The 22334-nt window shown below is 41.8% G+C and carries 23 protein-coding genes; 10 read left to right on the forward strand and 13 right to left on the reverse strand.

Annotated elements, in window-relative coordinates:
* Positions 1–387: 387 nt before the first annotated feature.
* The 3 genes from QUF78_RS04495 to QUF78_RS04505 form a co-directional block, all read right to left on the reverse strand.
* On the reverse strand, positions 388–570 hold the full coding sequence (locus QUF78_RS04495) for a YfhD family protein (protein WP_034306455.1): 183 nt from the start codon (positions 568–570) through the stop codon (positions 388–390).
* Positions 571–685: 115 nt separating this feature from the next.
* Positions 686–808 carry a YfhE family protein gene (locus tag QUF78_RS04500; protein ID WP_289323751.1) on the reverse strand — a complete coding sequence of 41 codons (123 nt, stop codon included), beginning with the start codon at positions 806–808 and terminating at the stop codon, positions 686–688.
* Positions 809–861: 53 nt separating this feature from the next.
* Positions 862–1782, reverse strand: a complete 921-nt coding sequence (locus tag QUF78_RS04505; protein ID WP_289327221.1) for a TIGR01777 family oxidoreductase — start codon at positions 1780–1782, stop codon at positions 862–864.
* A 126-nt stretch (positions 1783–1908) separates the two neighbouring features.
* On the opposite strand from QUF78_RS04505, the gene recX reads away from it, so the two are divergent.
* On the forward strand, positions 1909–2706 hold the full coding sequence (gene recX / locus QUF78_RS04510) for a recombination regulator RecX (protein ID WP_289323752.1): 798 nt from the start codon (positions 1909–1911) through the stop codon (positions 2704–2706).
* 73 nt (positions 2707–2779) lie between these two features.
* The gene (locus QUF78_RS04515; RefSeq protein WP_063234815.1) at positions 2780–3091 is read left to right on the forward strand and encodes a YfhH family protein; all 312 of its coding nucleotides are present in this window, start codon (positions 2780–2782) and stop codon (positions 3089–3091) included.
* Between the two features lie 40 nt (positions 3092–3131).
* Here QUF78_RS04515 and QUF78_RS04520 read toward each other — a convergent pair whose 3' ends face one another.
* Positions 3132–3287: a small, acid-soluble spore protein K gene (locus QUF78_RS04520; protein ID WP_034305387.1), complete on the reverse strand. Its 156-nt coding sequence runs from the start codon at positions 3285–3287 to the stop codon at positions 3132–3134.
* Between the two features lie 114 nt (positions 3288–3401).
* Here QUF78_RS04520 and QUF78_RS04525 point away from each other — a divergent pair, with 114 nt between their 5' ends.
* Positions 3402–3668 (forward strand): YfhJ family protein, encoded by a 267-nt coding sequence (locus QUF78_RS04525; protein ID WP_289317925.1) that lies wholly within the window; start codon positions 3402–3404, stop codon positions 3666–3668.
* Positions 3669–3722: 54 nt separating this feature from the next.
* On the opposite strand, the gene QUF78_RS04530 is transcribed toward QUF78_RS04525, so the two are convergent.
* On the reverse strand, positions 3723–4700 hold the full coding sequence (locus QUF78_RS04530; protein WP_289323753.1) for a metal-dependent hydrolase: 978 nt from the start codon (positions 4698–4700) through the stop codon (positions 3723–3725).
* Between the two features lie 206 nt (positions 4701–4906).
* Here QUF78_RS04530 and mutY point away from each other — a divergent pair, with 206 nt between their 5' ends.
* Positions 4907–6025: an A/G-specific adenine glycosylase gene (gene mutY / locus QUF78_RS04535; protein ID WP_289323754.1), complete on the forward strand. Its 1119-nt coding sequence runs from the start codon at positions 4907–4909 to the stop codon at positions 6023–6025.
* A 322-nt stretch (positions 6026–6347) separates the two neighbouring features.
* Here mutY and QUF78_RS04540 read toward each other — a convergent pair whose 3' ends face one another.
* On the reverse strand, positions 6348–6572 hold the full coding sequence (locus tag QUF78_RS04540) for a hypothetical protein (RefSeq protein WP_289323755.1): 225 nt from the start codon (positions 6570–6572) through the stop codon (positions 6348–6350).
* A 68-nt stretch (positions 6573–6640) separates the two neighbouring features.
* Between QUF78_RS04540 and fabL the strand changes: the two genes are divergently transcribed.
* The 5 genes from fabL (at position 6641) to QUF78_RS04565 (ending at position 10955) form a co-directional block, all read left to right on the forward strand.
* The gene (fabL, locus tag QUF78_RS04545; RefSeq protein ID WP_214747519.1) at positions 6641–7390 is read left to right on the forward strand and encodes an enoyl-[acyl-carrier-protein] reductase FabL; all 750 of its coding nucleotides are present in this window, start codon (positions 6641–6643) and stop codon (positions 7388–7390) included.
* 81 nt (positions 7391–7471) lie between these two features.
* Complete coding sequence (locus QUF78_RS04550; RefSeq protein WP_289317921.1) at positions 7472–7747, forward strand: gamma-type small acid-soluble spore protein; 276 nt, start codon at positions 7472–7474, stop codon at positions 7745–7747.
* A gap of 169 nt (positions 7748–7916) precedes the next feature.
* The gene (locus QUF78_RS04555; RefSeq protein ID WP_289323756.1) at positions 7917–8171 is read left to right on the forward strand and encodes a YgaB family protein; all 255 of its coding nucleotides are present in this window, start codon (positions 7917–7919) and stop codon (positions 8169–8171) included.
* Between the two features lie 234 nt (positions 8172–8405).
* Positions 8406–8936: a nucleoside tri-diphosphate phosphatase gene (ntdP, locus tag QUF78_RS04560; RefSeq protein ID WP_048685440.1), complete on the forward strand. Its 531-nt coding sequence runs from the start codon at positions 8406–8408 to the stop codon at positions 8934–8936.
* Between the two features lie 270 nt (positions 8937–9206).
* Positions 9207–10955 (forward strand): ABC transporter ATP-binding protein, encoded by a 1749-nt coding sequence (locus QUF78_RS04565; protein ID WP_289323757.1) that lies wholly within the window; start codon positions 9207–9209, stop codon positions 10953–10955.
* A gap of 98 nt (positions 10956–11053) precedes the next feature.
* Here the strand turns inward: QUF78_RS04565 and QUF78_RS04570 are convergent, their stop codons facing one another.
* The 5 genes from QUF78_RS04570 to QUF78_RS04590 all read right to left on the reverse strand — a co-directional run bounded on the left by QUF78_RS04570 (position 11054) and on the right by QUF78_RS04590 (position 15473).
* Positions 11054–11974 carry an EamA family transporter gene (locus tag QUF78_RS04570; protein ID WP_289317918.1) on the reverse strand — a complete coding sequence of 307 codons (921 nt, stop codon included), beginning with the start codon at positions 11972–11974 and terminating at the stop codon, positions 11054–11056.
* 294 nt (positions 11975–12268) lie between these two features.
* Positions 12269–12613 carry a hypothetical protein gene (locus QUF78_RS04575; protein WP_289323758.1) on the reverse strand — a complete coding sequence of 115 codons (345 nt, stop codon included), beginning with the start codon at positions 12611–12613 and terminating at the stop codon, positions 12269–12271.
* Between the two features lie 13 nt (positions 12614–12626).
* Entirely contained in the window at positions 12627–13157 is a 531-nt protein-coding gene (locus QUF78_RS04580; RefSeq protein WP_289317916.1) for an NAD(P)H-dependent oxidoreductase, read from the reverse strand.
* A gap of 18 nt (positions 13158–13175) precedes the next feature.
* Positions 13176–14780, reverse strand: a complete 1605-nt coding sequence (locus QUF78_RS04585; RefSeq protein ID WP_483313878.1) for a DHA2 family efflux MFS transporter permease subunit — start codon at positions 14778–14780, stop codon at positions 13176–13178.
* Positions 14781–14834: 54 nt separating this feature from the next.
* On the reverse strand, positions 14835–15473 hold the full coding sequence (locus QUF78_RS04590) for a biotin/lipoyl-containing protein (protein ID WP_289327222.1): 639 nt from the start codon (positions 15471–15473) through the stop codon (positions 14835–14837).
* A gap of 331 nt (positions 15474–15804) precedes the next feature.
* Between QUF78_RS04590 and QUF78_RS04595 the strand changes: the two genes are divergently transcribed.
* Positions 15805–16263, forward strand: coding sequence for a MarR family winged helix-turn-helix transcriptional regulator (locus QUF78_RS04595; RefSeq protein ID WP_289323760.1), 459 nt, complete (start codon positions 15805–15807; stop codon positions 16261–16263).
* A 58-nt stretch (positions 16264–16321) separates the two neighbouring features.
* On the opposite strand, the gene QUF78_RS04600 is transcribed toward QUF78_RS04595, so the two are convergent.
* A complete protein-coding gene (locus tag QUF78_RS04600; protein ID WP_289323761.1) occupies positions 16322–17413 on the reverse strand; it encodes an FUSC family protein in 1092 nt (363 codons plus the stop codon).
* Positions 17414–17764: 351 nt separating this feature from the next.
* Positions 17765–22237 carry a glutamate synthase-related protein gene (locus QUF78_RS04605; RefSeq protein WP_289323762.1) on the reverse strand — a complete coding sequence of 1491 codons (4473 nt, stop codon included), beginning with the start codon at positions 22235–22237 and terminating at the stop codon, positions 17765–17767.
* Positions 22238–22334 lie beyond the last annotated feature (97 nt).

Genomic DNA, 22334 nt, shown 5'->3' on the forward strand with positions numbered 1-22334 from the left:
AAAAAATACTGACAAATTAGTTAGCAATCATATGGGGGAATGGTTGGAAAAGTCGCTTGGCATGCGATGATAATTGGAAGGAGGAAGTTTAACAATCTAGATGAATTATTATATAAATAATATTCCTGTTTAACAATTCAAGGAAACTGAATAGTTATCCACAATGAAAATGCAGAGTGATCAGTGGAACATTCCCTTTATCCACATAATCCACAGGGTTATCCAGAAATAACATTATTTTCATGTTAGTAAGGCAGTCATTGTACCTATTGTTTGTCAGTATTTTCAGAATATATCCACAATATATACAGGGTTGTGGATAAACTATGTGAATAAAGTAAATATAAGGGGCTGATTACAGCCCCTTGGTTTGGTTCGTCCTATTTATTAGCGGCGATTATGAGCACGGCGGTCAGCTGCATTTGCCCGGGCTTGTGCCTCGATATCTTCCTGGTCAGCCAGTTCGGAAGAATATTCAACGTCAAGTCCGTCACTTTTCAGGTTTTTAGGAACCTGCGGAAGTTTCTGTTTGTTCTTGTCTCGATTATGGTGTATGTTATTGCGTCCCATGCTAGCGCCCCCTAAAAATTAAAATAAATAAGCTAGAGATGATTATTCAACTTATCATCTCTAGCTTATTTTGTGTTGAATGGATGTTCAAAATGTACGGGAAAATACTCCAGACTTAACGACGGGATTTCCTCTCGTTAAAACCACCTGCTCGATCTGCATTTTTAAATTCCCGAGCATAAATAACCGCTTGCGTACTAGTTAAGTTACTTTTTACTTTTTCGTGTTTTTTGGACAATTAGATCATCTCCATTTCACTTAATATCCCTATTTTTTCCTAAAATGATCCTTTCATACGTGAGAATCCTCTTTTAAGATATTTTGTAAAGCGTTTTTGAGGGTTGGGAAAGAAAAGAGGAATCCTTCCTCTTTAAGTTTAATGGGTAGGACATTTTGTCCTTCAAGCACAAGTACACTCATTTCCCCAAGCATGGTCTTGAGGAAGAAGGGAGGTACGGGTAACCAATGGGGCCGGTGCATGACAGTTCCTATTGTTTTCCCGAATGTATCCATCTGAACGGGATTAGGTGCCGTAAAGTTGACTGGACCTTCAATCCGCTGATCGTTCATGCAAAAGATGATTGCACGGACCACGTCATGAATATGGATCCAGGAAAGCCACTGATTCCCTTTGCCCATCTTTCCTCCGCCGAAAAGTTTATAAGGCATGACCATCATTGGCAGTGCTCCTTCCTTTTCCCCCAGAATCACGCCGAATCTTGTTAAGACGAATCTTTCACTGTAAGTGCGGGATTTAGCGGCTTCTTTTTCCCATAGCTTAACAGTACGGGCCAAAAAATCATCACCGATGGATTCGGAGGTTTCGGTAAAGGTTTCATGTTCCGAAATACCATAATATCCGATTGCACTTGCATTGATTATGACAGATACTTTTTCGGGCAGTTTGGAAATGATACGGTTCATCTCTTTGGAAGCTTCGACCCTGCTTTCGACAATCCGGCGTTTTCGTTCAGGAGTCCAACGCCCGCTGTTTAAAGATTCACCAGCAAGGTTAATGAAAACATCGAGCCCTTCCAAATGCATTTCCGGCTTTGCGTCTTTGGTCAGCCAGCCGATATATGTCGGATTTTCCTGTTTTTTGAATTTTTCGGGATGACGGGTCAAGATATATATATCATGATTCTCTTTTAATATTTCATCGATAAGGGCTGTGCCGACAAAACCGCTTCCACCAGCAATGGCTATTTTCATGAAAACCACTTCCTTTCCCTTTCTTTCCTTCACTTTAACATGACCATGTCCTTTTTTCATTTTTAGACATGCTATATATAGAAATGGTACACGTAAAGGGGTAAAGTAGGGGTGGGGGTGGATATTATGCCAAACATAACAAAAATAACAACCCAAAAAAAACGTAAAGATCGTTATAACATTTTCGTTGATGAAAAATATGCTTTCAGTGTGGACGAAGAAGTGCTATTGAAGTTTCAATTGAAAAAGGGTACGGCACTTGATGACCTGCTGCTAGCTGAAATACAATTCCATGATGAAATCCAAAAAGCATTTACCGATGCACTTAATTATTTATCATACCGGATGCGTTCTGAATCGGAAATTCGCCTTTATTTAAAAAAGAAGGAAACGGAAGAGCCGATTATAAAGGAAGCGATACATAAGCTAAACAGCTTTAACTATTTAGACGACCTAGAATTTGCCAAGGCATACGTACGGACCCATGTTAACGGAGGCAATAAAGGTCCCACTACCCTTAAGCTCGAGCTTAAGGAAAAAGGGGTACAAGAAAAGTTGGTTGTCGAGGCATTGAAGGAATACCCCTATGATATTCAAATTGAACATGCAAGGAAACTTGCTGGAAAATCGGTCAAAAAGGAAAAAAACATATCAGAACGGGCATTAAGGCTGAAAGTTGAACAAACCTTGTTACGGAAAGGTTTCCCGAGAGATGTCATCCTTGAAGCGCTTGAAGATGTGACGGTTGAAAAGGATGAAGATGAACAATGGGATTCTCTTTGCCACCATGCTGAAAAAATGGAACGCCGATATAAAAACCATGAAGGCTTCGAATATGAACAAAAAATGAAGCAGGCATTATACCGAAAAGGTTTTCCAATAGAATTGATTGAGCGTTATCTTTCCAATCCTGATATGGATTAAGTGCATCGATAGCCAAATCATAAAATTTTGTTTAATATAGAAGTAAATTAATTTCATTTAAGGAGCCATATATATGAGCGACGTAAGGTACAGCAAGTTGTCGGCCTATGAACTACAACAGGAAATTGCAGCGTTGACTGAAAAAGCGAGAAAAGCAGAGCAATTGGGAATGGTTAATGAATTTTCAGTATTGGAACGTAAAGTGACGATGGCCAAGGCTTATTTGTTAAATCCGGATGATTTCAAAAAAGGTGAAATATACCAAATTGACGGCGATCCCGGTGTCTATTTCAAAATTGATTATATGAACGGCGTATTCGCCTGGGGTTATCGTTTAGGTGGAAGCGGAAAGGAAGAGGCACTGCCAATTTCAATGTTGAAATAAAAAGGAACCGGGGAAGACCCGATTCCTTTTGAGGTACCTTTTAATTCGATCGCTCGTTTGATGCTTTCATTCGTTCTTGAGGGTGTGTATTAATACTGCCATCTGCACGCTTTGATGCATATCTTGCTTTTGCACGAGGCTCGCCTTGGAATTTATTATTGTTTTGGTTGGGGAATCCTTTTTGTTTATTTCGCAAGTTTTTCTCCTCCAAGCATCAGATTAAAGAAAAGAAGCGTTTCCGCTTACCACTAGTATGGGTAAGGGACAGTATAGTTCATTCTGTAAAAATATTGGCAATGAGGTGGTTCAAATGAATGATTACCATGAAAGATTAACCAAGATACTGCTTGAGAAAAATGACCACATCACGTATGAGCAAGCTTTGACTTGGGTGGAATTATTATGGGAAGATTTCGAAGCGACCTATGCAAAGGCTGGACATGAATATGCCGGGGAAGAAATGACATCGCGTGTTGTAAGGACCTGGATTGATAACTACGGTGAGCAGTTCCACGAATTCATTGCAAAAAATCCTAAATATAAACAGTTATTAAATCAGCAGAATCGATTTCATTAAAAAGCTGATTCCAGAGGGGTTCCCTGGGATCAGCCTTTTTTCAATATGCAGCGACTACAAAATAATATTCAATTTCTTCTGCAGCTTCGCTTCGCTAAAGATCCAGCCGGTATAAGAATTCAATATATTCAATTCGCTGTCTAAATGGACTACTGCCACAAACGGGTAATACCCATTGCTGCGATATCTTAAATCGATGAAACGGACTTCATAATAATCTTTTATCTGTTCGATTTCAAATCGGTAAACCGGAGAAAAGGACAGAAAGGCTGCCAAGTTGATGTCCTTCTTTGCGGCTTCGAGAATTTCACTTTCTGGCAATGGCACTCGATCAAATGTATCAAGAATCGTCACATACCCATTATCGGCTCGTGCCACATAATAATTCTTTTCGGTAATTACCGCGATTTTCCAGCGGTGAAAACGCATGGTCGGTGATAAAATAATTTTTCTTGCTCCGGGAATTTGCTGCTTAACAGCTCTTTTTATAAACGCCTGTTCCCTGAATCTGGAGATATAATAGACAACGAGTATTCCGTAAATCGAGAGAAATAAATAGCCTGGAGGAAATCCAAAGCCCCATAATATCAGACCTGCAACATGTATTCCAAAAATGAACGGGTCGAATGTATTGATGACCCCTAAAGCTACCCAATTTGACGAAATTGGCCTAAGAGCCTGGGTCCCATAAGCATTGAATATATCCACGAATACATGAAGGAATACGGCTAAAAACGTCCAAAGCCAAAGATGAAGGTAATTTGCTTCAGGTATGATGGCGAAAAGTGCTCCGCTGATAATCAAGGGCCAAAGTAAAACAGCGGGAATGGAATGCGTGATTCCACGGTGGTTTCGTATATATACAGCGTTATTCCTTAATTTTAAAACGGTGTCAATGTCTGGAGCTTGTGATCCCAATATCGTACCTGCTATTACTGCACTTGCAGTGACTGGGTTCTGCGCAATGACAGGATCTAACGTGGCAAGACCTCCAAGAGCAATTCCCATGACAAAGTGAGTACCTGTATCCAAAAAACTAACCTCCCTGCCACAATTTGAAAAAAATGGTCTTCTCTCATCATACCGTATTTATATATTAACCATCAAATGAATATAATTCAGACTTATTTCCGTGACCAATTACAAATAACTGGATATGAACATGATATTAAAAAAGAATGACCTACTATAGGTATTCCCATTTTTGATAAGAGTGTAACATCTTTGGAGGAACTGATGTGAAAGAAATAACGATCCCGACAATAGAAAAAATAAAAATCGATGATTTTCAAAAAGATTTGGTTTCCTGGTTTCTCAAAGAACAAAGAGAATTGCCATGGAGGGAAAATAAGGACCCGTACCGTGTTTGGGTTTCAGAAATAATGTTGCAGCAAACGAGGGTGGACACGGTGATTCCCTATTTTAACCGGTTTGTGGAATGGTTCCCCACACTCGAGGATTTTGCCAATGCCGATGAAGAGAAAATCCTAAAAGCTTGGGAAGGGCTAGGGTATTACTCACGTGTAAGGAATCTGCATAGTGCCGTTCAGGAAGTGAAGGCTTCCTACAATGGGATTGTACCGGATGATCCCGAGGAAATTTCCAAATTGAAAGGCGTGGGTCCTTATACAGCTGGTGCGATTCTAAGTATCGCCTATGGCAAGCCGGAGCCAGCTGTCGATGGAAACGTCATGCGTGTATTATCAAGGATATTGATGATATATGAAGATATTGCCAAGCCAAAGACTAGAAAAACATTCGAAGCTGCCGTCAGAAAGCTGATCGATCATGAACATACCTCTGCATTTAATCAAGCCTTGATGGAACTGGGGGCATTAATCTGCACACCAGGTAAGCCTGCCTGTCTATTATGTCCCGTTCAAAGTCATTGTATTGCATTTGAAGCAGGGGTTCAATCGGAACTGCCTGTAAAAGTCCAAAAGAAAAAAACGCGGGATGTACCAATTGTGGCTGCTGTTTTAACGAATGAAAAAGGTGAATTTTTAATTCACAAGCGAGCATCTGAAGGGTTGCTGGCAAATCTTTGGGAATATCCGAACTTCGAGAACCATTCATCCCTTCAGCATAAGAGGGAGTTCTTCGAGAATCGGTTTGAGGAAATGTATGGTGTCAAACCGGAAATCACGGAATCACTTGTGAGAATTGAACATGTTTTCTCACATCTTGTTTGGAAAGTGGACACGTATAAGGGAATAGTCAAAGAAGCCATCAGTGAAGAGACATTAAGAGAAAACCAACTCAAGTGGGTGAATGAAGAAGAAATGGAGGATTTCGCATTTCCGGTTTCCCACCAAAAAATGATGAAGGCCTATAAAGAAAAAAAGCGGATTGAATAAAGGCAGTATTGTAATTAAGGGTCACCTTGGGGATGGTTTCTATCTACATTTTAAAACAGAGTTGATTGGAACGGAAGGTGAGAGACTCGCGGAAAAAGCGTGTCAAAGGGAGACTCCGCAGGAGCAAAGACGCCAGAGGAAGCTCCCGGACCGCCCGCCGAAAGCGAGTGCCCTACATTCTCCAATCAGCGTTCAAATTATACAACTCTAAAAAAACAGAAGGCAAACTCGATTTTCATCGAGTTTGCCTTCTGTCTAAAAAGGATATCCGCTAAGATATCCTCTTCTTTTTGTTGATTTACAATGTCATATCCGTATAAAATCAATCGTAAATGGTTTTCGTTCCATGGGTATAATTGGCTTCCTGCCTATTAAGTCCGCCTCTATTTTCAATTTCTTTGACGATTTCGCTATGGATACTCTGTCCTTCTTGGTTTAAATAAGGTACCATTTGTTGAAGGGAGTGATGAAAATAGGCAAGTTCGCTATTTTCCCAATCCGATTTTTTCATCATCGACAACTCTGTCATATCACGTCCAACATACATAACAGTAACACTCCTTTTAAAAATGATTTTTATTACTCGGTGTTTACTCAGAAAGGATGAATAAACGTATGGAACAAAAAGTGGCACTCGTTACAGGTAGCAGTAAAGGTTTAGGTAGAAGCACGGCAATAAGGCTTGCAGAGGAAGGATACGACCTCGTTATTAATTATGCCCGGAGCAAGTCGAAAGCATTAGAAGTGGCAGCTGAAATTGAAGCTTTGGGGCGTAAAGCCCTTGTAGTTAAGGCAAATGTCGGTGACGTTGCGAAAGTGAAAAGCATGTTCGAGGAAATCGATGCTTATTATGGGCGTTTGGATATCTTCATTAATAATGCTGCTTCAGGAGTGCAGCGTCCTTTGATGGAGCTTGAAGAATCGCATTGGAACTGGACCATGGACATCAATACAAAAGCCCTCCTTTTCTGCGCACAGGAAGCGGCGAAATTGATGGAGAGGAACGGCGGAGGGAAAATCGTCAGCATCAGTTCACTAGGGTCCATTCGCTATTTGAAAAATTATACAGCTGTCGGTGTTTCCAAAGCTGCGCTTGAAGCCCTGACAAGATATTTAGCGGTCGAACTGGCTGCGAAAAACATTTGTGTCAATGCCGTTTCCGGTGGTGTTATCGATACGGATGCCCTGAAGTCTTTCCCGAATCGGGATGAAATGCTTGCTGAGGCGGCAGAACAAACTCCTGCTGGACGGATGGTCGAGGTGGAAGATATGGTGAATACCATCCTGTTTTTAATTTCCGATGGAGCCAGTATGATTCGTGGACAAACCATTATAGTTGATGGTGGGATTTCATTGCTTGTTTAATGTAACTGGAAAAATTTAAATGTTATTAGTTGGATAACACTCCTTGATATTGGTTATCTTATTATCGTGGAGGTGATATCAATGGCTAATAACAATAATAAATCACAAGCAGGTACTAACGCTCAACAAGTAAGACAACAAAACGCGCAATCTCAGCAAGGTCAAGGTCAATTCGGTACTGAGTTTGCTTCTGAAACAAACGTTCAAGAAGTGAGACAACAAAACGCACAATCTCAGCAAAAAAAGGGTCAAGGTCAAGCTCAAGGCCAATTCGGTACTGAGTTCGCTTCTGAAACAAACGTCCAAGAAGTGAAACAGCAAAACCAAAAATCCCAAAGCAATAAAAACCAAGGCTAATTGCCGTTTTAAAAACGAAAGGCATCCTTCTTTTGAAGGATGCTTTTTTTTGCCTTTCATTTGATTCGACAAATGTTTTGATGTGTTTACATTTTATGTCAAAGGAAAAGCTGGATAAAAACTAGAATATACATACTATAGAAAAAATACACATTAGGAAGGTGCATTCATGGAGGAATTTAACCGGCTAATAAACAACCAGTTGAAAACGATGGATAAGCTTTTACTTTTACAATCCGAAATCGAAAGATGCCAAGATATAGAGAAGCAACTCCTTGCCCTGCAAGAGGAGAATGAAGCGGTCACCATTCATGAAGAGATCCAACTTAAAAAGCAGGAATTGAAAAGTATCCATGATATGTTCGAGAAGCAAACGGAAGAAGTCATCCGTTATTATCAGCAAGGACAAGCTGCAATACAATGAATAACCGGCTAATTTCTAAGTTAAAATGGGGTGGATGGTCAGACTTTTTCGACTTATTTACACATTTTCACTGGGAGATTAGCCACTTTTGTTTTAAATTTATGAATAAATCGCTATAATATAGGAATATAGGGTAAATGGAAAAAAGTATATATTTTAAATACACACAACAACTGCAAACGGAATAGGGCACAGTACGCTGTCAGGGTGTCTATAGAAAGTAGGGAGAGATAAATGGGGATTGTTCCTGCCGAAGGAGGAAAAATCCAAATTCATAGCTATAAACATAATGGACATATCCATCGTATCTGGGAAGAGACAACTGTTTTAAAAGGGACCCAAAATCTGGTGATAGCAGCCAATGACCGTACTATGGTAACGGAATCAGATGGAAGGACCTGGATTACGAGAGAGCCGGCGATTTGCTATTTTCATTCAAAGTATTGGTTTAATGTTATTGGTATGTTGAGAGAGGACGGAGTTTATTATTATTGCAATATCAGTTCTCCGTTCACATACGATTCGGGAGCATTGAAATACATTGATTATGACCTGGACATTAAGGTATTCCCAGATATGACGTTTAATTTGCTGGATGAGGATGAATATGAAAGGCATCGGAAAGAAATGAATTACCCGGATGCCATCGATTCAATATTGAAACAGAACGTAGACTATTTAATTTATATGATACGCCAGCGAAAAGGACCATTCTCCGCAGAGTTTATTGATAGTTGGTATGAACGCTTTTTAACCTATCGATGATAGAAAAGGCCTGCTGCTTAATTAGCAGGCTTTTTCATTGTGTAACGTACCTACCCACTGATCTTTCAAGCAGGAACGATTTTTGAATAACAGCAAATCTTTAACCCCTTGCCTCCTATAAATGTGTATGAAAGATATTGAATGAAATCCTTTTGATAGTTAATCTTCGAAAAGGAAAATATAATTGAAAAGTGCATATATGATTCCAAATTGAACGTTAGGGACTTTTTTTAGCATTTTGATTTAATGAATCAGAAAAGGAGGGATTCCGTGGAGAGCATTAAGAGGTATTTGCAATTCGTTAAACCATATAAATGGCAGATAATCGGGACGGTATTGATTGGATTGCTGAAGTTCGCAATTCCGCTTTTGCTTCCATTGCTCAGTAAGTACATAGTGGATGACATCATCGGAAATGGTGACCTGTCCAAAGCTGTGAAGTCTGAACGCCTTTTATGGGCAATGGGCATCATGATGTTCATTTTTGTTGCGGTTAGACCGCCGATTGAGTATTATCGACAGTATTTCGCTCAATGGACCGGAACGAAAATCCTATATGATATTCGTAATGATTTATTCACTCATATACAGAAACTGAGCTTTAAATATTATTCCAATACAAGAGTGGGCGAGGTCATCTCAAGGATGATCACGGATGTGGAACAAACGAAGAACTTTGTCATCACGGGTTTGATGAATCTTTGGCTGGATATCGCAACGATCGTCATAGTGATAGCCATCATGTTTACGATGGACGTGAAGTTAACCATTGTATCCATCATCATGCTTCCATTTTATGCGTTTTCGATTAAGCATTTCTTTGGCAAGTTGAGAACCTATACAAGGATTCGCTCCCAAGCGTTAGCGGATGTACAGAGTCACCTTCATGAAAGGGTTTCAGGGATGTCAGTCATCAAAAGCTTTGCGATAGAAGACAGGGAACAGGAACTGTTTGCGAAGCAGAACAAGAATTTCCTGGAAAAGGCCCTAAAGCATACGAGTTGGAATGCTAAGTCATTTGCTGTCGTGAATACGATTACGGATATTGCCCCCCTGCTCGTGATAGGCTTTGCCGGTTATCAAGTCATTCACGAACAATTGTCGCTGGGTACCATGGTTGCTTTCGTCGGTTTCATAGACCGGCTATATAATCCCCTCAGACGATTAGTTAACTCTTCGACAACAATGACCCAGACATTGGCGTCCATGGACAGGGTTTTTGAGTTTGTGGATGAGAAGTATGATATCGATGACGAACCAGGGGCGAAAGAGCTTAAGCATGTAGATGGCCGAATTACCTTTCAGGATGTTTCGTTTGCTTATGACGAGAAAGAGGCACCCGTTTTAAAACATATAAATTTGGATGTTACACCAGGAGAAACCATTGCACTTGTCGGGATGAGCGGCGGAGGGAAATCCTCGATCGTCAGTTTAATTTCCCGTTTCTATGATGTGACGGAGGGAAGGGTATTATTGGATGGAACGGATATCCGTAAATATCAAGTCCGCAGCCTAAGAGATAAAATCGGGATGGTGCTACAGGATAATATCTTATTTAGTGAATCGGTTAAGGCTAACATCCTTATGGGACGGCCTGATGCAAGTGATGAAGAAGTATTTGAAGCGGCAAGGGCGGCGAATGCCCATGACTTCATTATGGGTCTAAAAGAGGGGTATGAAACGAAAGTCGGGGAGCGGGGAGTTAAATTATCCGGAGGCCAAAAGCAACGGGTTGCCATTGCGAGGGTATTTTTGAAAAACCCACCTATCCTTGTGCTGGATGAAGCTACATCCGCATTGGATTTAGAGAGTGAACACTATATCCAGGAGGCACTTGATATTTTGGCGAAAAACCGGACCACCATCATCGTGGCCCATCGCTTATCAACCATCACCCATGCCAACCGGATCGTTCATATCGATAATGGGGAAATTACGGAAATGGGAACACACGAAGAACTTATGAAAAAGCAAGGGCATTACTACAGCCTATTTCAAGTACAACAATTGGATTCCTAAGGGAAAAGGAAAACCATATGATTCCCGCCAAAGTAATATACATAAGAAAGACCATTCCGCTAACGGGAATGGTCTTTCTTATTATAATGATGAACCTGTTAGGAAATTCTTTTTTCATGCAGCGTTTTTTTTCTGTCAGGAAGGAATTGAGGAAGATGCTTTATTCCCTCAGGCAAGGCGATACCGACAATGATCAAGGACATCCCGAACCATTGCAGTGACGTAACCTGTTCATTCAAGAAGATGACGGATACGACCATCGCTGATGGCAATTCCGCTGCACAAAGGATCGTTCCAAGCCCGACTCCCACTTTCGGCAGACTGACAGCAAAGAAAAAGAAAGGAACAAGAACACCCAAAGTACCGAGCAACAAACCGTAGTACCATAGGTTCGTTTGGACAAGATTCGTAACAAGTGTAACGGGGTTAGTTGTGAATACAGCAGTCAGCATACCACCCGTTGCAATGAAAAACAGCCGTTTCATTGAAGATTCCCCAACTGCGAATTGAGAGTTGCAATACATATATAGCGCAAAAAGCACCGCAGACAATAGTCCGAACAATACGCCTTTTAGGCTTAGGGCAGATAGAGGCTGACCAAAAATCGCCCCTGCCAATAATGTTCCGATGAAGAGAACGAAAATAGCAATGAGTTTATTTTTATCCGGGCGTCTTTTATTTATGAAACTTTCAATGAGGACGCCTATCCAGGTAAATTGAAATAAAAAGACAACGGCAATCGAAGCGGGAAGCTCGGATACGGAAACGGCATATGCCTTTCCGACGAAAGTGGACATCATGCCCGTGATTAAAAGTAATCCGGCACTCTTCCATGAAACTTTATATTTAAACGAAAAAAGAAATAAAACGGAGACAATCAGCCAACCGACAAGATATTGACTGCCGACCAGTTCTCCAGATGAATGGCCATCCATAAATCCAAACTTGATCATGGTGGATAATGTGCCATATGAGATCGAACCAATTAAGACCATTATGGAATACTTCAAAAGTTGCATATTTTTCACCCCTGTAAAAATAAAAATCGCCACCTGCCAAAAAGGCAAGTGACGAACGAAAAAAGGAAATCCTTTTAAAATTCCGTCTCTCAACAAAAGCTGAGTTTAAAAAAATGTTTGTGTTGCATTAATTTAGCTTAAAGTCTTTGTGAATATTTGTCAACCAGAAAAAAAAGTAAAACCTGCATGTCGATCCCTAAGTTTGAAGGTGGTTGCAGAGGTAAGAGAAGATCCTTTCATGGCATATAAAACAAAACCCCCAAAAGGCAAATATGCCGAATGAGGGGGCGTGTTTCAATCGCCATTTTGCTGGAAGTCTTCCAATTTACCACGATATTCTTCGTCTTTCATTTTGCGGAGATTAGGCTTTTTTTCTGCAGTTGGCTCATCGTCAGGCTTTTGGTTGTGAAGCTTGGAAAGTGCCGAACGATAATCCTGATCTTTCATTTTCAATTCATCATTGTCTGTTGGGACGATGATTTCGGTAACGGGATCATCATCCGAAGAAGAAGCGGACTCTTCCGACGAGTTCTCTTTCTCGAGAACCGGCTTATCTTCAGGTGATAAAGCTTTGATATTGAATGTGATCAAGCCCGAAACCGCTAAAATGGCAACGATGATAATTAGAATTATGCCCATTGAATCAAGCCTCCTAGAGCTCGTTTGTGAATGAACGGGTGACATGGGCTACCCGTTTTCCTAATGCTTCTCCAAGCTGCAAGTCGTTCTTGGTTATGTTGTCATCCACCCCGGGCGGGCAGCTTATTCCTACACCATAGTAGGAACCATATAAGGCGTTTTCCGGGACAGTGCCGGGTAAGCCGACAATGATCATGCCTTGATGAAGCATTGGGGTGATTAAGTTAAGCATGGTAGCCTCGAGTCCTCCATGTATGGTGGCAGTCGTACAGAAAACAGCACCCACTTTATTGATCAGCGCTCCTTCCGCCCATAGATACCCAAGTTTATCAATCCATGTTTTCAAACTCGAACTGATGGTGCCGAAGTGACCCGGACATCCCCAAATGATGGCATCCATTTCCTGAAGCTTATAAACATCCGCTTCGTTTACATGGTCAATTAGAACCTCAGCCCCTGGAACCCCAGCGGCTCCGTGAGCTATTGATTCGGCAAGTGCCTTCGTATGGTTACCTTCACTGTCGTATACAACATAGATTTTCATATTAAATCCCCCATTTAATTAAACCGATTTTTTTACTGGTGAAGGAAGCAAAGGTACATCCAATTTTTTCTGTTTAGCTTGTTTCATTGCTTTGTCCTTCCGAACGTCACGCAAAAACAATGAGAGAACTATACCGGCAATTGCGAAACCTGTTGCCCAAAAGAATGCATCATTGATTCCCATCACATTTGCTTGACCCTGGATTTGTGAAGAAATCAGCGACATAGCAGTTTCCTGTGCCTGTTCTCTCGTTTGATTCATCGAACTCATGATGGATTGAACGATTGTTTGGAAATTCTGAACAAAACCGGGATCACTCGTACTCATTTCCGAACCTAAGGAAGTTCCATGGAAAGAAGCACGGGTTGTATAAATGGTCGTCACGAAGCTCGTACCAATTGCTCCAGTTACTTGTTTCAGCGTATTGCTCATTGCCGTACCATGTGTATTCAAATGCTTAGGAAGCTGATTCATCCCAGCTGTCATGATCGGCATCATAAGTAAAGACATTCCAAGTGAGCGGATGGCGTAGATGACGACCAAAGTCGAATAGGTAGTTTCCGTAGTCAATTTAGCGAATTCGAAGGTTGTGATAGCAGTAATCGCTAAACCGACAAGTGCTAATGGACGAGGTCCGATTTTGTCGAATAATGCTCCTGAAATGGGTGACATCACCATCATCACAAGGGCTCCGGGTAACATCAACAGACCGGACTGAACGGGTGTGAATCCTCTTAGAGTCTGTAAATAGATAGGCAATAAGAATATCCCGGTAAACATGGCCACTGTGACTATGGCGGAAATGATATTCGATAATACGAACATGTCATACTTAAATACACGGAAGTCGAGCATAGGTGCTTCCGATTTTAACTGTTGAACCACAAATAGGCTCAGAAGGATAAGCCCGATGATGATCGTTCCCAGAACGATGGAATCCGTCCAGCCTTTGGAGCCTGCTTCACTGACACCGTATAGTAATGATGCAACACCTATCAAGGATAGAGAGGCGCCCAACAAATCCAATTTTATTTTCTTGGGTTCTGCTACATTACGCATACTTATAAAGGCAAGTGTCATGATAATCATGCCTAATGGCACCATTGCGTAGAACATGACCCGCCAGCTATATTCCTGAATGACCCAACCAGATAAAGTCGGACCGATGGCAGGGGCGAACATAATGGCCAGACCAAAGATTCCCATTCCTTTCCCGCGCATTTCTGGAGGGAAGATGAAAAGAATGATTGTCATGACCAATGGCTGCAAGATCCCGCCGCCCGCAGCCTGGATCAGCCGGCCAGTAAGGATGACGGGGAAATTTGGTGCGATGCCGCAGATGAATGTCCCTACAGTGAATAGAAACATGGCAGCGAGGAATAAAATGCGCGTGCCGAACCGTTCTATTAAAAAAGCGGACAGTGGAATCAAAGCTCCATTCACGAGCATGAATCCAGTTGACAACCATTGAATCGTTGTCGCAGCTACATTAAATTCGGCCATCATCCTCGGCATGGCGACACTAAGCAGGGTTTGATTCAAAATGACCATGAACAAACCTAGCATTAAGATAATTAACATGGGGGCAAACTGTTTCATTCCCTTGTTTTCATTTACTGAGATGGTTTGAGAAGCCATTTAAGGTAAGCCTCCTTTCTGTATAACTGTATTGACGGTTTATTTAGTTGAAATTTTCACTTCTGCGTTCATTCCAGGCAGAACTTTATCGGATGGTGCTTTAATGGAAATTTTCACTGGTACTTTTTGAGTGACTTTCGTATAGTTTCCGCTGCTGTTTTGATTGCCCATCACTGAAAAGACAGACGTTGTCGCATAACCGATCTGTTCCAATGTACCTTCGAAGACAGTATCGGGATCTCCATCGATGATAATATCGACGCTGTCACCTTTTTCAATATCCTTCAATTTATTTTCTTCAATGTTAGCCGTTATGGATAGATCATCCATATTGATGGTCTGAGCAAGCGTTTGACCCGCTTGAACCAGCTGCTCATCATGTACTTGTGTTTTAACGATTGTCCCTTGCGCTGCCGTTTTTACTGCTTCTTTTACATCTGATGTGGTTACATTAGCAACTTTGTCATTTTTACTTACACTGTCTCCTTCGTGTAAGTCCCAATCTGCTAATTTTCCGGTTGCGGGGGCAACGATGGTATAAAGGTCACCCGACACTTTCGCTTCATCCGTTTTAATGAAATTCGTGCTTTCATAATAGTAATAAGCCCCACCGGCCACTACCGCCAATATAATAACCAAACCAATGATATTGATTAAAACTAAACGTCCTCTATTCACTTGTTTCGCCTCCAAAAAAATATTGATGATCGGTTTTTGAATCAGTTTCATTAAATGACTTGACCTATATTTGACAACGCCTCCCATATCAATGTTTATTTGTTAATTTTAATAAATATTAATTTTTATAAGTATTAATATTATTAACTAAAGAGTTTACCAGTTTAATTATTTTTTGTCATGTAATTTATTCGGAATGGAAGTAGGAAATAAATACAGTTAAATGGGGAAAATTTGAATTTTTTTTAGTTTTAAGGATATATGGAAAGTAAATTTGACAATGGTATGTCATTTAATTAAATTTAAGAGGTAGGATTGTCCTATATAAGGGGTGAGAAGGCTGGATTTTAAATGGGAAGTAACTAATAGTATAGAAATGCAGATTTTTCGGATTAGGAAGAAGCTTAGGGCCATCGTAGCAAAAAATCTTCAGCCTTATGGATTAACGTCGCCTCAGTTTTTCATATTATTGATATTGAAAAAAGAGGGGTCGATCAAATCGACCCAGCTGGCTGACTTCTTAACCGTAAAGCCAAGTGCAATTACCGTATTTGTAGATAAGCTGGTCGAAATGGATTATGTGAAACGGCAGCCCTCTGAAAAGGATCGCAGGGTCATCAATCTTGAATTGAAAGAGGCAGGGGTAGCGATTTTGGGGAGAGTCCTTGCGGAGCATAACCAATTGATGGGCAAGAACTTCAACTCATTCTCAGAAGATGAGCTGCAGGATCTTTTGAAGAAATTGGATACGATTGAAAAGGCTGCTGATAAGAACCTTTTGGATGATTGAATGAGGAGCATGCTCTAAATAGAGACGAAAAAAGACGGTTCCCGGGGAACCGTCTTTTTTAATCTTCTTCATACTGGACAGATATTTCGTTATCTTCCTTATGGAAGGACTGGAAGCTGACGATCAGCTTTTCAAGATGTTCCAATTGTTCGTCATATTCTATGACTGCAGAAATCAATGGTACAAGACGGGCAGAGAGATGGCCTAGATTATCATGCATTTCGTCCACTTGATTCTGCTGTTCGAAAAAGTGGGCGAGCAGCTCTTTACGACTTAAACAATCCTGGTCCCAATCTTCAATCTCCCCAATCGACTTGATTTTTTCGATATGCAGTAATATCAACTGTTCATGCTTGCGAATCAAGGAATCAAGCTGTTGTAAGATACTCCGTTGGAAATCTTCAGGCATTTGATATACTTCATTCTCGAATTTATGGATTCTCTTCAAGGTTTCAAACGCTTTTTTTGTTGTTATGATCATCTGCCGATAAACGACAAGCTTTCTTGCTTTAGCTACACTGTTCTTCTTGAAATATTCTCGTTCCTCTTTGTACATGGAATAGATATGTTCGAGATCGAGTAATTCCGCCTTTAATCGGCTGATGTCTTTCTTCAATAAAGTGTGTTCTGTAGCATGTCTTGTGCTGATTCTGATCCATTTTAAGATGTCTTCCGTCACATCTGTAATGCGTGTATAAAGTTTTGCTTCATATTTTGGAGGAATGAAAACCAGATTCACGATAAAAGAAGAAACGATTCCCAGCAAAACGGATGAAAGACGTATAAAGGCAAAATTAAGGAATTCCCCTTCCTGGTTTTCCATGATGGCAATGACCGTCACGATGGAAAGGACAATCGTTTTATCCATTTTCAATTTTAAATTGATGGTTATGACAACCATTACGGCAAGACCGATTATAAAAATATCATTTCCGAACAACAAAACGAAGGAGACAGCAACCAACGCGCCAATGATATTTCCTTGAATTTGCTCCAACACCGTTTGATACGAACGGTAAATGGTCGGCTGTATTGCAAAAATTGCAGCAATCCCAGAAAGGACAGGAGCAGGAAGGTTAAGCAGTTCCGATAGATAAAGCGCTAAAACAATTGCTATTCCTGTTTTGAGAATGCGGGCACCAAACTTCATATATAGGTTAATCCTTTCTTTGTGATGTAATGGAACATGGTAAGAAAAATGCTCTATTTATATATAGGCTTTTGCTTAAAATTGTATTCTAACTTATTTGTTAGTACTTTACACTAAAATAAGAGGATGTAAACAAAAAGTAATATACAGGATTTTCCTTAGAGTTACAATAGGTAAAATCAAGTTTAATATATAAAGAAAATATAGGCAATTTCTTGGCTGCTTTTCAAGTGCGTTTTTCCTTCGTTTAAAAGACTACCCCAGAGGTAAATGACTGGAAAAGGCTGATGCTCGAATTGAAGAGCATCAGCTTTTTTAATGAACGATTCTCGATTAAATTTGTTTTCGGAATCACTCTGTGGATACAGCAGGATCCGCTTGTTCTTTCACAGGAACGACCTGAAGGAAGTGCTCTCCAGGATTTTGAAGCAGAGCCTCCAAGGAGGCTGCTTCTTCCGTTTGGCCATGATCCTTCAAGAGTGCCGTGTACTTGCCAAGAAGTTCGGCCACGTCCTGCAGGCCTTTTGCAGACAGGGACTCAATGGAAATCTTTGCCCCTTTTGCAACCCGTTTTTTAATGACATCTTTGGTTAATCCAAATTCAGGCTGTTGCCGTAAATAAACGACACCGCCTGTCATCCCTGCGCAAATCCATGGACCCGGATCACCCAGAACCAAACCTCTTCCATTTGTCATGTATTCAAAAGCGAATCCCTTAATATTGGAAGTAACCGCAATATTACCGGTTTCCTTTTCAGGAAGTGGTTGTTTCAATAATCCTCCAATGATCATATCTGCTCCGGAAAGCCGGATTCCCGCTCTGGCATCGGCATCACCTTGGGCAATGAGGAGACCATGCTGTGCACCATATCCAAAGCCCTTACCGACAGAGCCATTGTAGAACTTTCCGTCTTTTCCGGGAGATTTAAAGATGGCAATATTACCGCCAATCGATGTTTTGCCAATCCCATCCTGGGCGCCGCCATTCACACTGATCGTAATTCCCTCCGTATTGTATGCCCCAAGTCCATTACCCGGGATGGAACCATCCTGATAGGATAGGTGAACGGGAGGAAGTTTTTTGTATGAACCATCCAATCTGCCCCTAACGCGATGACAGGACACCCTGCTGCCTAGTACACGCTGCTCGGAAGTGATCGAGCTATAGTTGCGGGATTGCTGCAGATCATCTACATGTGAATCCAGATATTCAGCGCCAACGGCAACCTGCATGGAGCCTTCATTCAAATATGCCGCCGTTTCTTTATGTGAGAACGGTGTTATATCCAAATTTTTCAATAAATAGGTTAAATCCATTGATTGTTGACCTTTACTTTGCTGAAGCAAATCAGAACGTCCGACGATATCCTGAAGATTCTTCACCCCGAGTGATCCGGTCAGCGCTTTGAGTTCTTTGGCAAATGCACTGAACATATTCGTTAATCCTTGAACGGCTAAATCAAATTTTCGCGGAACAAAACGGCGTAGCCCATGTTCTTTCGCTTGTGCTTCCGATTCGATTTGAGTGGCGATGCCCACATGGCAGGTATCAAGGTGACAACCGCGGCACGTTGTACAGCCGACGGCAATCATCGAAAGTGTCCCAAAACCTACACGGTTTGCCCCGAGCAGCATTAATTTCAATACATCCATCGAGCTTTTTAACCCACCATCAGCCCATATTTCAACATTCTGACGAATACCTGACTCAAGTAAAGCATTATGGGCCGCTTTCACACCAATCTCGACTGGCAGACCAACATGTGCGAGTGCATGGATCCTGGCAGCACCTGTTCCGCCATCAAAACCGGAAAGCGTAATGATATCGGCCCCTGCTTTGGCGACGCCGACCGCGATCGTACCAATGTTTGGAACGACCGGAACCTTGACGGCAACTTTTGCTTTATCGTTTGCCGTTTTTAGTTCATGGATCATTTGGGCCAAATCTTCAATTGAGTATATATCATGGTTATTGGAAGGGGAGATCAAGTCGGAACCGATTGTTGCATTCCGGGCTTCTGCGATTTTCGCTGTGACCTTGGAACCGGGAAGGTGTCCGCCTTCACCAGGTTTTGCCCCTTGCCCAATTTTAATTTCCAATAGATTTGAAGAGTTCAAGAGTTCTGCGTTGACACCGAAACGGCCGGAAGCGATTTGCTGACCGCGGGATTTCGGGTACTTGCCCAGCATATCCTTGATTTCCCCGCCTTCACCATTCATGCTGATCATGCCTAACCGCTCGGCAGCTTCTGCATAAGCCCGGAAAGCAATTTCATTTTGTGATCCAAAGGACATGGAGGCTATGACGAACGGCAAATCCTGTTCGCCGACCGAAAGACTGACCTCTTCAGAAGGGATTGAAGAATCTGAAGCTTTTAATGATGTCAAGTGTCGGATCGTCGTAGGATTGGATTCTTCCTGTTCGGTGATCTTTTCGCGATAAGCGTCATAGTCACCGGTTGAAGCCACTTCCCCGATCGACTTCCAAACCCTAGGGAATAAATGGAAGGTCTTTCCCATCCGTTCTTTTTCATTGCAGTAATCTTCCGCACGCTGGATGGCGTCAGCCTTGATTTTATCAAAATTGTAATCCAGATCATTGGAACCGAAGAAGTTAGCCACATTTAAATATTTTGCGATTTCCTCATGTAAACCGATGCTAGAGAAAAGTCTTCCATATCCCCGCAGCTCATGAATGCCGATGGTGGAGATAACTTTCTCAAGTCCTTTCGTCAAGGAGTTATATAGATTGGTAACCCCCTTAAGGTCCTCTGAAGATAAGGATAGGAACATATAATACGGGCTGATTAAGTTGGCTCCAAGACCATAAGAAACGATGATATCATGCAGTGACCTTAGCGATGCGGAACGTAAAAGGATGGAACAATCCCGGCGCTTGCCTGTGCGGACCAATGCTTGATCGACGGCTGAAGTGACAAGGTGGGGATCAAGCCAAAGGTTGCCGTTTTGATGGGCAAGGGCGTCATCCAGAACGAGCAGCGTTTTTCCTTTATCCACTGCATTGACACTTTCATCCGTAATCCTGGTTAAAGCATCCGTGATGCTTTCATCCTCTTTGAACGTGCTTGAAATGAAATGCACGAGTTTTTGATCTTGGTTATATTTAATGAACTGATCATAGCTTGGCTGCGATACGATGGATGAACACTCATAACCCGTCAATCCTTCAATCAATAAAGGAGTCAGCAGCTCCATAACCTTTCCAGCCTTATTGGCTTCGAATAGGGAAGGTCGTTTTCCGATGATGGTCCTTGTTGAGAAGTGCTCGGTTTCCCGATCCCGATCTATCGCTGGGTTGGTTACGACAGCCACACTTTCCTTAATGAAATCCGCAATGTTGGTCCGTTGGGGATTAAGTGCAGCCAGAGGAGCATCATGACCAAGTGAACGAATGGGCTCAGCGCCTTTTTCGGCCATCTGTTCCACTAATTGAACATGCTCCCTTTCCCAACCGAAAGCTTTATACTGACCATTATGAATGGCTTGCGTGTTTGTCATGGAGACAACCTTTTCAAAAACTTGGGGCTGCAAGCGGACTCGGTCATTGGAAAGAACGAAACGATTATTGAAGAGTTCAAATACTTTATCCTGGTAATCCTTGTAGGTGTACAACTCAATACGGTCACCATTCCATTTCAAACCCACTTTTTCCCCAGGTCCCATCGGTTTAGGATCTCCGGTATATTCACTTGAAGGGATGATTCCTGGTTCGGAAGTGAACATATAGGATGATTCCGTTTCAATATTCCATAGCGGGCGCAGACCTAAAGAGTCGACAGAAAACACGGCCTCATCGCCGAAACGTGAGATGATTCCTGCTGGACCTTGTGCAAAGTGACCCCAAGCCTCCCGTAAATACGTATATAAGTCTTGTAAGTGCTCTGGATATTCCTTGATTTCATTAATGATTGGCGGGAACATAAGGTCGACAGCTTCAAATAAAGAGTAGCCATGGCGGCAGATGAAAGTTTCGATCGTCTTGTTTAAATCCTGTGAATCACTTCCGTCTTTAGCGATGGGAACACCGATCATTTTCGCTTCATCACGCAATTTGGCAATGGTATTGATCTCGCCATTATGACCAAGTACACTGAAAGGCTGGACCCGGAAGAAGCTTGATAGAGTATTAGTGGAGAAACGGTTATGTCCCAGTGTCATGGTGGAGGCAGCTAAAGGGTCTGCAAGATCAAGATAATATGCAGGGAGGGTATCCCCCGCACCCATCACTTTGTAGACAGCATGATGCTGGCTTAAGGATGCAACATGGACGAAATCACTTTTTTCGATGTCGGAAGTCAGCTCAAAAAGAAGATTTGAGAGCTCCTGGTTGTTTTTGATGGTGGAGGAACAGGCGAATTGCCAGAACATTGGGTCTTCCTGAATGGCAATCGGTCCCAAGGCCTCAGAACGGTATGCTTTATCTGTTTCATATATCAAAGAGAGACCATGTTGAAGCAGTTTCTCCTTTATTTCGATTTTTAAGTCGTTCGCATCTGTTTTTTTGCTTAAAAATAAGTGGCCGACTATGAAGGAATCTTCATCGACGATGCTTGGATCGATATTTACCGCTTCCAGCTTCTTTTTCCAAAGAGCCCGGGGAATATCGATATGGATGCCGGCGCCATCACCCTCGCCATTGATGAAGCCGCAGCGATGGTTCATTTTAACCAGGGCGTCGATACAGGCAAAGATGTTTTCGTTAGTAGGGATCTTCTTTTTTTCGATTCGGGAAACGATTCCGCAGGCATCATGTTCTTCCTTGTAAAATTCTTTGAATGTAGCAGGTGTCCATTGTTGGGTCATATGTGTGGCTTGAATAAGGCTGCCCTTATTCTTAGCCTTTCACCTCCTGTAGCATTTGTTTAATGGGGGAAATATTAGTAAACCCGAACAATCGTCC

It is taken from the genome of Peribacillus sp. ACCC06369 (assembly GCF_030348945.1).
Lineage (GTDB): Bacteria > Bacillota > Bacilli > Bacillales > DSM-1321 > Peribacillus.

Excerpts from the sequence above, each read along its gene's own strand:
- QUF78_RS04495 (WP_034306455.1), bottom strand. The coding sequence starts at position 570 with ATGGGACGCAATAACATACACCATAATCGAGACAAGAACAAACAGAAA.
- QUF78_RS04505 (WP_289327221.1), bottom strand. The coding sequence starts at position 1,782 with ATGAAAATAGCCATTGCTGGTGGAAGCGGTTTTGTCGGCACAGCCCTT.
- recX (WP_289323752.1), top strand. The coding sequence starts at position 1,909 with ATGCCAAACATAACAAAAATAACAACCCAAAAAAAACGTAAAGATCGT.
- QUF78_RS04515 (WP_063234815.1), top strand. The coding sequence starts at position 2,780 with ATGAGCGACGTAAGGTACAGCAAGTTGTCGGCCTATGAACTACAACAG.
- QUF78_RS04525 (WP_289317925.1), top strand. The coding sequence starts at position 3,402 with ATGAATGATTACCATGAAAGATTAACCAAGATACTGCTTGAGAAAAAT.
- QUF78_RS04540 (WP_289323755.1), bottom strand. The coding sequence starts at position 6,572 with ATGTATGTTGGACGTGATATGACAGAGTTGTCGATGATGAAAAAATCG.
- fabL (WP_214747519.1), top strand. The coding sequence starts at position 6,641 with ATGGAACAAAAAGTGGCACTCGTTACAGGTAGCAGTAAAGGTTTAGGT.
- QUF78_RS04550 (WP_289317921.1), top strand. The coding sequence starts at position 7,472 with ATGGCTAATAACAATAATAAATCACAAGCAGGTACTAACGCTCAACAA.
- QUF78_RS04555 (WP_289323756.1), top strand. The coding sequence starts at position 7,917 with ATGGAGGAATTTAACCGGCTAATAAACAACCAGTTGAAAACGATGGAT.
- ntdP (WP_048685440.1), top strand. The coding sequence starts at position 8,406 with ATGGGGATTGTTCCTGCCGAAGGAGGAAAAATCCAAATTCATAGCTAT.
- QUF78_RS04570 (WP_289317918.1), bottom strand. The coding sequence starts at position 11,974 with ATGCAACTTTTGAAGTATTCCATAATGGTCTTAATTGGTTCGATCTCA.
- QUF78_RS04575 (WP_289323758.1), bottom strand. The coding sequence starts at position 12,613 with ATGGGCATAATTCTAATTATCATCGTTGCCATTTTAGCGGTTTCGGGC.
- QUF78_RS04580 (WP_289317916.1), bottom strand. The coding sequence starts at position 13,157 with ATGAAAATCTATGTTGTATACGACAGTGAAGGTAACCATACGAAGGCA.
- QUF78_RS04600 (WP_289323761.1), bottom strand. The coding sequence starts at position 17,413 with ATGAAGTTTGGTGCCCGCATTCTCAAAACAGGAATAGCAATTGTTTTA.
- QUF78_RS04605 (WP_289323762.1), bottom strand. The coding sequence starts at position 22,237 with ATGACCCAACAATGGACACCTGCTACATTCAAAGAATTTTACAAGGAA.